Source organism: Synechocystis sp. PCC 6714, assembly GCF_000478825.2.
Lineage (GTDB): Bacteria > Cyanobacteriota > Cyanobacteriia > Cyanobacteriales > Microcystaceae > Synechocystis.
Map to the genome: position 1 here is coordinate 1,916,371 of NZ_CP007542.1, position 11,993 is coordinate 1,928,363.

Here is an 11,993-nt window from a genome sequence, read left to right on the forward strand (position 1 = left end):
TACTGAAGTTGAGCAGGGAAAAGGCGATCGCCATGGATCAATATGGATCAATGGTTAACGGCCATATTCCTGTCTTTCCTGTTCAGTTTCCATTCTTATTTCCGATTCCAGTTCTTTGCCAAGAAAATAGTTTAAAAAAGTCCTGATCACAGCAATTAGCCCCAGTTTGCTCAAGCTTTCTAGGGTGGGAGCAATGGTGGTGGAGAGGATGTCTGCCCCCAATTGGAATTCCAGCGCTAAAGCTAGCCACAGACCGAATTGCAAACGAATACTGTTAAAAAATTTGGGCGTGTTCATAGTGCGGCGATCGCCAGCCCAGACCATTTGCAAAGTTTTCACTAGGCCGAGAATAATACAGAGCACAGAAACGCTTTCCAGTACAAATTTGGTAACACTGACTAAATTGCCCAGATAATGATCTAAAAGTTCCATGGTTTTATTCCCTTTCCTTTCAATTTAGTTTTGGTTAAGAAATTGACCAATTTTTTGGGCCGCCGTGGCTAGAATGGCCGGCTCCTGTACCAAAGCAAAACGTACATAACCTTCCCCCCCTGGACCAAAGCCAGACCCAGGGGAAAGGGCTACGCCGGTTCTGGCCACCAGTTTTTGACAAAATTCCAAGGAATTGCCAGACCAAGTGGGGGGTAACGGTGCCCAAACATACATGGTGGCGGTGGGTAAAGCCACATTCCAGCCAATACTTTGCAGAGCGTCAACCAATGTGGCCCGGCGTTGGGCAAAAATTTGCACCGTTTGTTGCACAATTTCCGGGGGACTTTCCAGGGCGGCGATCGCCCCTTGAAGAATGCCTATGTATTGATTGAAATCCACCACCGCCTTAATTTTTTTCAGGGCAGAAATTAATTGGGTATTACCAATGGCGAAACCGATGCGAAAGCCTCCCATATTGTAGGATTTAGAAAAGGTAAAAAATTCAATGGAACGGGATTTTTCGGGATCGGCCAGCAGTATGGATGGGGGCAGTTCCGTGCCATCAAAAACCAGATCCATATAGGGAAAATCGTGTACCAATACTAAATTATAATCCTGACAAAATTGCACCGCTGTTTGAAAAAAATCTAGACTGGCAATCGCCGTGGTGGGGTTGTGGGGATAGCTGAGCACCATCATTTTGGCTTTGGCTAAAATCGCATCGGGAATATCTGCAAAAACTGGCAAAAATTGGTTTTCTGACCGCAACGCCATGGGATAAATTTCCCCTCCCGCCAAGTGCACGCCCCCCATGTGGGAAGGATAGCCGGGGTCCATTAACAGAGCCACATCGCCTGGATTCAACACTGCTAACGGTAAATGGGCTGTGCCTTCCTGGGAACCAATTAGAGGTAAAACTTCCGTTTCCGCATCCACCGCTAAGCCAAAACGTTTTTCATACCAAACGGCGATTGCCTCTCGTAACGGTAGGGTTCCTTGATGCAGGAGGTAACCATGGGTTTGGGGATCATCCAACGCTTTGGCGATCGTGGCCAAAATTGGGGCTGGAGTAGGTAAATCCGAAGAACCAAGGGAAAGATCAATGATGGTTTGTCCCTGGGCCCTAGCCTGGGTTTTAGCCAGATCCATATCGGCAAAAACATTACCACCAAAGAGATTGAGACGATCAGCAAATTGCATAAAAAAACTAGGGCTATTAACTATTGAGAACTGAGAACTTGGTCAGCGTTCGTAACAGCTAATAAATTCCCTAATTACCCAACCCCAAACTCGATAACGACCCTGGTAATAACCAGCAACCTTTGCCCAAGGGCGACCCTGTTGGTCAAAATCAGTTTCTAGGATTTCCACTTCTCGATTATTTCTTAAAGCATTAATAACTTTGCCATTGGGACTGTCCCTAACATTGAGAGGAGTGCCGGTGGGATCTGTCACTTTACAAATTTCCTTTGCTTGGGAGGGTAATGTAATTAACGTCAAGCAAAAGATGCTGGTTAACAATGCATTTTTAAAATAATTCATTGCCAAAAATCACTATTTATTCAGGAGCTTCTTTAACTAAGATTGTCTCACACGTCATAACCAAACAAATTGGGATTAACTTCCGTTAAATTAATGTCCCCCAAACCATATTCTTTCCAGCGTTGGCTAACCTGTTCCGCCATGGCCAGATCCGATTCCAATACTTTGCCCCATTCATGATCCGTTTCCGGGGGAATTTTGGTGGTGGCATCAATGCCCATGCGGCCCCCCAAACCAATCTTTTCGCTGGCAAAATCGAGGCTGTCAAAGGGAGTTTCCGGCAAAATAAATACATCCCGCACTGGATCGACTTTGGAACTGATGGCCCAGACCACCTGCCGGGGATCACGAATATTAATATCCTTGTCCACCACAATGACAAATTTTGTGTAGGTAAACTGGGGCAGGGCGCTCCAAAAAGCGAGGGCGGCCCGCTTAGCTTGTCCCGGATAGGCTTTATCAATGGAAATAATGGCCGCTTTATAGCTCAACGCCTCCATGGGCAAAAAGAAGTCGGTAATCTCGGAAACCTGTTGCCGCAAAATGGGGGTATAAATCCGGTTCAAGGCGATCGCCATCATCGCTTCTTCTTTGGGGGGACGGCCGCTAAAGGTAGTCAAATAAACGGGATTTTTCCGATGGGTCAGACAATGGAACCGCACCAAGGGAGAATCTTCCACGCCACCGTAATAGCCCATGTGATCTCCAAAAGGCCCATCGGGTAACATTTCGCCAGGGGTAATGGTCCCTTCCAGGACAAATTCCGAGTCCGCTGGCACTTCCAAATCAACGGTTTTACATTTGGCCAACGCCACTCCCGAACCACCGTATAGACCGGCAAACAGCCATTCTGACAAATCCACTGGGATCGGTGTGGCCGCCGCCATAATAATTAACGGGTCTACCCCTAAGGCGATCGCCACTTCTAATTTTTTCCCTTGTTCCGCTGCTTTGCGTAAATGCCTAGCCCCCCCCCTCACGGAGAGCCAATGGACAGTCATGGTGGTTTTGGACTGTAATTGCAAACGGTAAACCCCCACATTAGGCGTGCCCGTTTCACAATCCTTGGTGATTACTAAACCGAGGGTTATAATTTTGCCCGCATCACCGGGGTAGGGCCGGATCAGGGGAATTTGGTTTAAATCTAAATTTTCACCATCGATGACTACTTCTTGGCAGGGGGGAAAGAAGTTACGGCCCGGTTTAGCCTTGAGCACATCAAACAAAACTTTGCCAAAATCAATGGCCTGGGAAATTTTCTTGGGGGGTTTAGGCTGTTGCAACAGGGCCAACTTTTTGCCCAAATCCTCCAACTCCAGGGGATGCTCCATATTCATGGCCCAGCAAATACGCTCCACTGTCCCCATCAAATTCACCGCTACGGGGAAGGGGGAGCCTTTAACATTTTCGAATAACAGCCCTGGACCACCGGCCTGCAACATGCGGTTGGAAATCTCCGCCACTTCCAAATCGGGATCCACCTCAGCGGTAATGCGACGCAACTGCCCCCGTGCTTCCAACAACTGGATGAATCCCCGTAAATCTCTGGCCATGGCTGATGTCTAAACAAATACGCTCTCTAGCTTAACGGGTTTAGCCTTGCCAGGATGGCGATCGCCAACGGGAATTTGCCGCTATGCTAGTGGTTAGCGGTTGCAAACACCCAAGGAAACGGAGTATGAATTTGTGGATATTTCAATTGAGTTAACCAGGGGTTTTGAGCATGATCTTCAGCATTTAAGCCCAGAGGAGAGAACTGAAATAGAAAGTAAAATTGATAGTTGTGCTAGTCTTTTTTTCACTGATCCGGCCTTAATGTATCGCAGTCTCGATTATCTTCCTTTCCCCAGCAAGTTAGACGCATACGATTCTTCTTTATATGCTTTCAGCGTTACCCCAGATCTACGAGTAATTTTAGCCATTGATGAAGATCCTATTTTTGACCAAGTTATTTTTACCCTTTTTAGGGTAGTGGAGTGGGAGCATTTACATAAAGCACATCAAGCTGTAGCTGAATCATTGTATGAAGAAATTATTGGTCAACAAAATCAATCGGCTCTCCTTGTCTAGGCATATTTATGGCAAAAACATTGACCCTTGTTGATGAATATGGCATTATTCTTCAGGCATTAAAAATTTTGCCTAACGAGTTCAAAGTTAGTTTTCTAGAGTCATTGGCGGAGTTGGAAGATGCTGAATGTCACCGGACAAGGAAATTTCCAAAAACAAGATTGCATAAGGTGAAAGCGATTAAACAAGTGATCTACAGGGCTGATATTGACAAGATTTCTGGCTGGCGAGTTCACGTTCAATATGTTAACGGACAGATCCACCTCAAGGATATTATCGAAGGCAAAAAACATGATGATGTTTTAGATATTATTAAGTTTAAAAAATCCCGGTATCAGTAGTAATAAATTCACAAAGATCACTACTGTAAATCAATAAAATAAGTTTTAATTTAGCTAAAATTGTTGAAAAATTTCCATCCCCTCACGGCGATCGCCGTCACCCCCCAAGCCGCTAGGTTACTTCTGCCCATAGTGGAAATGTTAACGGGAAAATTACTTCTATCAGAATCCTTGGCTCAGGAATTAGAGCTGGGTAAAAACTCCGTAGTGGAAACCTACAGCAATTCTTTAGCAACGGCTGTGCAAGAAAGATGGAACAACCATCAAGCCTTTATTTTCGGTTTAGCCACGGGGGCCGTAGTCCGTTTAATTGCCCCTTTGTTGCAAGGTAAGCAAAGTGATCCGGCGGTACTGGTGGTGGATGCCATGGGCCAATCGGTGATTAGTTTACTCAGTGGGCACCAAGGGGGTGGCGATCGCCTAGCGCAGATAGTGGCGGAACAGTTGGGGGGACAAGCAATTCTCACCGGCGGGGCCAATGGGTTGGGACAAATAGCGGTGGATTGTTTGGGGGTTCCCTTTGGTTGGCGCAGGGGTAAAGGGGATTGGACAGGAGTCAGTGCGGCTTTAGCTGCTCAAAAATCAGTGGCGGTTCAACAAACAGCAGGGTCAACTCTATGGCAAGGCCATTTACCAAACGGCCATAGTTTTAACTTTTCTGGAACTGGGGCAGCGGTAGCAACTTTATCGATTACTGTTCAGGAAAGGGATCTGGAACAACAGAATAAACCCAGGGTTCAATGGCATCCCCGACTATTATGGATTGGTCTAGGCTGTGTGCGGGGTACGAATTTAGCTTTGTTAGAACAGGCTTTGCTAGGAGTTTTAGGACAGGAAAATTTAAGCCCTTTGGCGATCGCCGGCCTGGCCAGTGTGGATTTAAAAGCCGATGAAGTGGGCATTCAGCAATTGGCTAGCAAATATGAGTTACCCTTTTTTACCTTTGCCCCGGAACAGTTAACTTGCCAGTCGGTACCAAACCCTTCCGATGTGGTTCGTCAAGAAGTGGGTACTCCCAGTGTGGCGGAAGCGGCGGCCCTAACGGCGGCCCAGGTTTATGGTCGAGGCGGAAAACTAATTGTCGAAAAAGTCATTGTCAAACAGGATCAGCAAGCAGTAACAGTGGCGATCGCCAGGGGAGAGCGGGAATATATCGGTAAACAGGGGCAGTTATGGTTGGTGGGCACTGGGCCGGGAGAGTTAAATCAAATTTCCCCGGCGGCCCGCACGGCCATTCGAGAAGCGGATGTGCTGATTGGTTATGGACTTTACTTAGATTTGATTGACCCCCTCAGGCGACCTGGACAAATTTGCGAAACCTTTCCCCTCACCCAGGAACGGCAACGCTGTCAGCGGGCCATTGAGTTGGCCCAATGGGGGTTAACCGTAGCGGTGTTATCCTCCGGGGATTGCGGCATTTACGGCATGGCGGGGCTGGTGCTGGAAGAATTGGAAAAATTAAATTGGAATGGGCAAACCCCCGCAGTAGAAGTTTTTCCCGGCATTAGTGCCTTTCAAGCAGCGGCGGCCCGGGTGGGGGCTCCCCTGATGCACGACTTTTGCGCCATTAGCCTCAGCGATTTACTTACCCCCAAAGAAAAAATTCTGCAACGGTTAACGGCGGCGGCCCAGGCGGATTTTGTCACCGCTTTGTACAACCCCAAATCCCAAAAGCGCACTGTGTTGATTGAGCAAGCCCAGGCTATTTTCCTACAATGGCGATCGCCAACAACTCCGGTGGCCCTAGTGCGTTCTGTTTATCGCCAAGACGAAAGTATTATGCGTACCACGTTAGCTGAGATGCTGAACTTTCCCATTGATATGCTGACAGTGGTGCTCATCGGCAACAGCAACACCTACAACTATCAAGATTATTTCATTACCCCCAGGGGCTATTACGCCAATGCTTAGAACCCTCAGTTGATATTGGGACCGACGGAGCAGATCCCCAGTAATAAAATTATCGATAGCCCATGCAGCCCAGATTTTCAGGAAACTATGCAAAAATCCCGCCAATTAGACCTCGCTTCCTACATTGACCATGCCGCCCTAGACCCTGCCACCACCAACGAGGCGATCGCCGCCTGCTGTGCCCAGGCCCTACACCATAAATTTGCCGCAGTGTGCCTCTACCCCAGTGCTCTCCCCCAAGCGGTTGAATTATTGAGGGGAAAAAAGGTGGAAATCTGTGCAGTGATTGGTTTTCCTTCTGGTGCGAGCACCAGCAGTAGTAAGCTTTACGAAGCCCAAGAAGCAGCAGAACTAGGAGCCACTGAATTAGATGTGGTAATTAATCTAGGCTTGCTCAAATCCGGTAACACTGAAGCTGTTTATAATGACATCGCCCCCATTGTGGAATCCACGGGGCTAACGGTCAAAGCCATCCTAGAAATGGGCCGACTAACAGAACCAGAAAAAAGATTAGCAGCGGAGATTTGCTTGGATGCAGGGGTACAATATCTTAAAACCAGTACAGGCTTGGGCAAAGGGGCCACCGTTGCCGACGTACGACTGTTGCATCAAATTAGCCAAGGGCGGGTGGGCATTAAAGCTTCTGGGGGCATCCGCACCGTTGAGCAGGCTATAGAACTAATTGAAGCAGGGGCTAACCGTTTGGGCACTTCCCGGGGGGTGGATTTAATTCAGCAACAACGGCAATTGTGGGAGCAAAGTTAAGCCCATCAAACTCTATTTATAGTCAATCAAAGTAAGATTAAGACGACTAAAGTCTTTGCCAAAGACGCTTTTAGCCCTGGTCAGTGTCTTACTTTCAATTAAATCAACTATAACTTTGCAAAAACGTCACCAATTGTTGCAATTTATCCCAGCCTGCTCCTTGACTCAAAATATCCTTTGCAAGGCTAATACCCTGGCCATGGTCTCCCCAGGGGACGGCATTGCCCACCTGAAAAGCTAAAGACGCATTCAAGGCCACCGCATCAATCTGAGCTTGGGTTCCCTTTCCCTGCAAAACTTGGCTGAGAATGGCCACATTTTCCGTCACATCCCCTCCCTTTAAGGCTGTCAAAGGGGCCAGGGTTAAGTCATAATCCTGGGGGTCTAATGCTTGGGTGATTACATCTCCTTCGTTGAAACTGGCCATGTCTGTGGGGGCCCCCAATCCTGCTTCGTCCAATTTTTCCCGGCCATGAAGTACAAAAGCCTTAGTGCAGCCCAAATTCTTCAAGGCGATCGCCATGACAGTAAGAAAATCCGGTGAATAAACACCAATCACCTGGCCCGTAGGACGGAGGGGATTAACCAGGGGACCCAAAAGATTAAAAACCGTGCGGACTTTAAGGGTTTTGCGAATTGGGGCCACGCTTTTTAAGGCTGGATGCCAACCTGGGGCAAATAGGAAAGTAATGCCCACTTCTGCCACTGCCGCCGCCACTTGATCCGACTCGGCCTGGAGATTGACCCCCAAGGCTTCTAAAACATCGGCCGAACCAACTTTACTAGATGCTGAACGGTTGCCATGTTTAGCGACCTTGACTCCCCCTGCGGCCACCACAAAAGCCACCGCTGTGGAAATATTAAAAGTGGAAGAACCATCTCCCCCAGTGCCACAGGTATCTACCAAAGTTCCCAAGGGCGGATAGGCTTGGATTTCTTGGGATTGTTCCTGAAGCACCTGGGCCATGCCTGTCAGTTCTTCGGGATCTAATCCCTTGGCTTGAATTGCCGCCAGTATGGCTCCGGAAAGAGCCGGTGGAATGTCCTCATCGAGCCAACCCTGCATCAACTGCACCGCCTGCTGACGGGTGAGGGATTGTCGATCCAACAACTGTTGGAGAAAAAGGGGCCAATGGGGGAGAGCCGCGGTATTCACAAAAATAAAAAAAATACGAGAAAACCAATTTCAACCCATTTTACCTTGATGTTGAAAGAAGACCCCAACTCCGCCCCGTAGCATCGGATAACAAAGTATGTCGCCGTACAAGTAAGATCTTTAGAAGTTTTAGAGGCATCGGGATGACAGGATTCGAACCTGCGGCCCCTTCGTCCCGAACGAAGTGCGCTACCAAGCTGCGCCACATCCCGCAATGAAGCTTCACAATCCTAGCATAGGACATATCCTTTCAGAGTTACCGCTTTAACCATCAGCCCAATTTTGCTTTTCTTGGGTCGGCTCTTCCTCTTCATTCTGGGTTTCTTCTTCCTCTACGTTGTCTGTATTGACCGTAGTTTCGTCGCCATCAGTCGTTTGCTCTGGAACCTCTTCTAGCTCACTGGCGATCGCCTCACCAATTTCTCTAACTTCTTCTGGTTCTGTTTCGATTTCATCAAGCCCGTTGAGGTCTATGTCTTGCTCAATGTTGATTTCGGGGTGGGGGAGTTCTTCCACCGCCGTTGCCTCAGCAATCGGAGCAATAACCTCATCTACTACTATTTCCTCCTGGGTTATTTGATCCTCCTCGGTTAAAGCAGCTGCCAGCGTTTCCTCTGTATTTGTATTTTCTGAATCGGGTAACTCAATTAAGCTAATTTGCTGTTTAATTTGCTTAATTTGCACCGTTTCCACCACAGCAATTACCTTGGTCTCATCATTTTCTTGGTTATCATCGGTGACTTCATCGGAATTTTCCACAACAGGACTAAAGTTTTCTGTCGATGGTGGATCCTCGCCCCAATCTTCGCCATCATCCCAGTCATTGTTTTGATTGGTGGAACTCTCTGGCTCAATACTTACTCTCTGCTCCACCGTTTCCGGCTGGGATTGTTTGGGCTGTGCCGGCGGAACTGCTGCCTTTTTGCGGCCAAATAAACGTTGGAATAGTTTGGATTTGGGTTTTTTGAGCAGAGCCTCTTCTGATTGCGATTGATCAGGGGCAGGTTCAACCGTTGGGGTTTCCGGCTGATCGGGGGCTAGTGGAGCCATTTCTGTGATTTTTGTCACTGTTGCTTCGGCTTTTTCCACCAGCTCTTCAGCGACGGTTTCAGCGGCATCATTCAGCTCTTCCACCAATGTTTCCGCCGTTTCGATCACACTTTCTACTTCCGCCGACAGGTCGGCATGGGCCTGTTCCTGGTCAATGGCTTCAGGAACCCTTTCCGCCACTGGGGCAGAATCTGCAACCAACTCCGGTTTTTGAACAGTTTCCGGCAAGTCCTGCTTAACTGCCTCTACCACAGGTTCAACTTCAGGGTTGTCTTTATCTTTTGTTGGAGTCTTTTGATCGTCAACGGTGACGGGAGTTTTAACCTTGGGTTTACGTTGCAAACCGCCAGCTAGCCAATCCAACAGGGAAAAACTAGGAATTTCGACAATGGCATGCTTGGCGATCGCCGCCCGGAGTCGTAGGGTTTGCCAGGCAAAGGCCAGCACCAATACTACCGCGGCCGCTTGTCCGAGAAGGATAGCTCCAGTAAAACGCTGGGCACAGTTCCAGAGCACTAGGCCGTAGAAAAAGCCCACGCCACTCCAAAGAAAATCGTCCTTGCGATGCAGTTTGGGAGCAAAAAATGCCGAAAAGAAAAAAGCTAGACTGGCTAAGACCACTGCACCGGATAGCATCAACGCCAACATCGGAAGTTACTCCATCGAGAAGTTCACCTTTCCATTCTGCGTTATCTTGACCGTCCTGTTAAATTATCGTCTCCTTCATAACCCAGTGGTTTTACCCCCCCAATGGTAAGGAGCGGGGACCATAATCGGAGATTCCGCCCCTCTTTTGATTTGTCCATGGGAAGCTGTCTGGGATGCCAACAAAAACTACAGCCAGGGGCCCTAGAATTTATTCAAGTTGATGCCCGCTTCCTTGGCCATGGCGTTGATGCCTTTGGATTCCAAAGTTTTAATGGCAGTGGTGGAAAGACGCAGACGTACAAACCGATTTCCTTCGGGCCACCAAACCCGTTTCCATTGCAAATTCGCCTGTTGTAATTTCTTGGTGCGACGGTGGGAGTGGGATACGGCAAAACCGTTATTAGCTTTTTTCCCAGTTAGTTGACAGCGACGGGCCATGGCAGGTCTCCTTATGATCAGATAAAGTCCGATCTAACACTATATCAGAGGATTATGGGCGGGCGATCGCCTGGGTTAGGCTAAATGGCTTAGAATTTTATGCCACTGGGTTTGTCCAGGGTGGCCACAATGCGGTGGCAACCGGAATTGGGCTTAGCCCATTGATATTGATATTCCACAGGATTACCCCAACAAATACCGAGAAAAAGCTCCTGTTGGGTGGAGTCTAACTCAGCCCATTCCCCCTGTTTCCAAAGTTCCACCAAAGATTCCCGCCCCAGGGGTCGGTGCCGATGGGCCATGAGCCAATAACCTAACTGCTGGGTGTGCCGTTGCCAAAATGCAAATATTTCCTGCTTAACAGCCATTAACTTTTCCTTGTCCCCTTCCACTGCAATTAATTGGTTATGCAGCTCGGGAAACCAGATGGATTCCCCCCGGAAATGGCATTGGCGCCACACCAGCCCTGAAACATTATATTGCCGCTGATATGCGTGGATTTGCTCACGAAAATCTTGGTAGGCAAACACCTTCCCCACTTGGTCGAGGTTAATGGCCTTAGCCATGATCGGATTATCCAGGCGATCGCCAGGGGAGAGGAGCACCCGTTTACCTTGACAAGTGGCCCGTAGCTCCTGGTCCAAAATCTCTAGCAATTGCTGGGTGGTGTAGGTCATGGGGGCAACGGGCGTTAAAAAAACTTAATGGTACGACTCAACGAATCCGTTTAGGCTAATAAACTAGGCATATTTTTATCTTCCTTAAACAGCCAGTTTTTCATTCAATCCAAGATATACAGGTATTTTTAGCATGAGCGTCAACTTAGCTTCCCAGTTGCGTGAAGGGACCAAAAAGTCCCACTCCATGGCGGAGAACGTCGGCTTTGTCAAATGTTTTCTCAAGGGTGTTGTCGAGAAAAATTCCTACCGTAAGCTGGTTGGCAACCTCTACTTTGTTTACAGTGCCATGGAAGAGGAAATGGCTAAGCTCAAAGATCATCCTATCCTCTCCCACATTTACTTTCCCGAATTAAACCGTAAACAAAGTTTAGAGCAGGATTTGCAATTCTATTACGGCTCCAACTGGCGTCAAGAAGTGAAAATTTCCACCGCCGGCCAGGCCTATGTGGACCGAGTGCGGGAAGTGGCCGCCACTGCCCCTGAATTGTTGGTGGCCCATTCCTATACCCGTTACCTAGGGGATTTGTCCGGTGGTCAAATTCTCAAGAAAATTGCTCAGAATGCCATGAATCTCCACGATGGCGGCACCGCGTTTTATGAGTTTGCCGACATTACTGACGAAAAGGCTTTCAAAAATACCTATCGTCAGGCCATGAATGACCTGCCCATTGACCAAGCTACAGCAGAGCGAATTGTGGAAGAAGCCAATGCCGCCTTTGCCATGAACATGAAAATGTTCAACGAACTCGAAGGCAATCTAATCAAGGCGATCGGCATTATGGTCTTTAACAGTCTCACCCGTCGCCGCAGTCAGGGCAGTACCGAAGTTGGTTTAGCTACCTCCGAAAGCTAGATTTGCCTAGCGACACAACTTATCCAGGGAAAACTGGTGATTTTAGGGAACCGAATCGACCTAGAGTTGCCAGTTTTTCTCCGTCTGTTTAGAACTCATTTGAGTGG

General features: G+C 48.1%; 13 protein-coding genes and 1 tRNA gene. 5 read left to right on the forward strand and 9 right to left on the reverse strand.

The annotated features are described in order from the left end of the window. Window positions 1-54: 54 nt before the first annotated feature. From D082_RS08720 to D082_RS08735, 4 genes are read right to left on the reverse strand one after another with little or no spacing between them, the layout of a single operon-like run. A complete protein-coding gene (locus D082_RS08720) occupies window positions 55-432 on the reverse strand; it encodes a DUF1622 domain-containing protein (protein WP_028948034.1) in 378 nt (125 codons plus the stop codon). Window positions 433-456: 24 nt separating this feature from the next. Continuing rightward, complete coding sequence (locus tag D082_RS08725) at window positions 457-1,632, reverse strand: LL-diaminopimelate aminotransferase (protein WP_028948033.1); 1,176 nt, start codon at window positions 1,630-1,632, stop codon at window positions 457-459. Between the two features lie 42 nt (window positions 1,633-1,674). After that, on the reverse strand, window positions 1,675-1,974 hold the full coding sequence (locus D082_RS08730) for an SH3 domain-containing protein (protein WP_028948032.1): 300 nt from the start codon (window positions 1,972-1,974) through the stop codon (window positions 1,675-1,677). Window positions 1,975-2,021: 47 nt separating this feature from the next. Then, entirely contained in the window at window positions 2,022-3,527 is a 1,506-nt protein-coding gene (locus D082_RS08735; protein WP_028948031.1) for a UbiD family decarboxylase, read from the reverse strand. 133 nt (window positions 3,528-3,660) lie between these two features. On the opposite strand from D082_RS08735, the gene D082_RS08740 reads away from it, so the two are divergent. From D082_RS08740 to deoC, 4 genes are all read left to right on the forward strand, one after another. Next, window positions 3,661-4,044 carry a hypothetical protein gene (locus D082_RS08740; RefSeq protein WP_028948030.1) on the forward strand — a complete coding sequence of 128 codons (384 nt, stop codon included), beginning with the start codon at window positions 3,661-3,663 and terminating at the stop codon, window positions 4,042-4,044. Window positions 4,045-4,052: 8 nt separating this feature from the next. Further along, the gene (locus D082_RS08745) at window positions 4,053-4,385 is read left to right on the forward strand and encodes a hypothetical protein (protein ID WP_028948029.1); all 333 of its coding nucleotides are present in this window, start codon (window positions 4,053-4,055) and stop codon (window positions 4,383-4,385) included. A gap of 63 nt (window positions 4,386-4,448) precedes the next feature. Further along, window positions 4,449-6,296: a precorrin-3B C(17)-methyltransferase gene (gene cobJ, locus D082_RS08750; RefSeq protein ID WP_051738783.1), complete on the forward strand. Its 1,848-nt coding sequence runs from the start codon at window positions 4,449-4,451 to the stop codon at window positions 6,294-6,296. An 87-nt stretch (window positions 6,297-6,383) separates the two neighbouring features. Next, on the forward strand, window positions 6,384-7,061 hold the full coding sequence (gene deoC, locus D082_RS08755) for a deoxyribose-phosphate aldolase (protein ID WP_028948027.1): 678 nt from the start codon (window positions 6,384-6,386) through the stop codon (window positions 7,059-7,061). Between the two features lie 103 nt (window positions 7,062-7,164). On the opposite strand, the gene trpD is transcribed toward deoC, so the two are convergent. The 5 genes from trpD to D082_RS08780 form a co-directional block, all read right to left on the reverse strand. Next, the gene (gene trpD, locus D082_RS08760) at window positions 7,165-8,217 is read right to left on the reverse strand and encodes an anthranilate phosphoribosyltransferase (RefSeq protein WP_028948026.1); all 1,053 of its coding nucleotides are present in this window, start codon (window positions 8,215-8,217) and stop codon (window positions 7,165-7,167) included. A 138-nt stretch (window positions 8,218-8,355) separates the two neighbouring features. Continuing rightward, window positions 8,356-8,429: transfer RNA gene (locus tag D082_RS08765), tRNA-Pro, on the reverse strand. Window positions 8,430-8,481: 52 nt separating this feature from the next. Then, entirely contained in the window at window positions 8,482-9,915 is a 1,434-nt protein-coding gene (locus D082_RS08770) for a Ycf66 family protein (RefSeq protein ID WP_028948025.1), read from the reverse strand. A 201-nt stretch (window positions 9,916-10,116) separates the two neighbouring features. Next, window positions 10,117-10,353 carry a 50S ribosomal protein L28 gene (gene rpmB / locus D082_RS08775; protein ID WP_010871496.1) on the reverse strand — a complete coding sequence of 79 codons (237 nt, stop codon included), beginning with the start codon at window positions 10,351-10,353 and terminating at the stop codon, window positions 10,117-10,119. Between the two features lie 89 nt (window positions 10,354-10,442). Next, window positions 10,443-11,030, reverse strand: a complete 588-nt coding sequence (locus tag D082_RS08780; protein ID WP_028948024.1) for a hypothetical protein — start codon at window positions 11,028-11,030, stop codon at window positions 10,443-10,445. A gap of 133 nt (window positions 11,031-11,163) precedes the next feature. Between D082_RS08780 and D082_RS08785 the strand changes: the two genes are divergently transcribed. Further along, window positions 11,164-11,886 (forward strand): heme oxygenase (biliverdin-producing), encoded by a 723-nt coding sequence (locus D082_RS08785; RefSeq protein WP_028948023.1) that lies wholly within the window; start codon window positions 11,164-11,166, stop codon window positions 11,884-11,886. Window positions 11,887-11,993 lie beyond the last annotated feature (107 nt).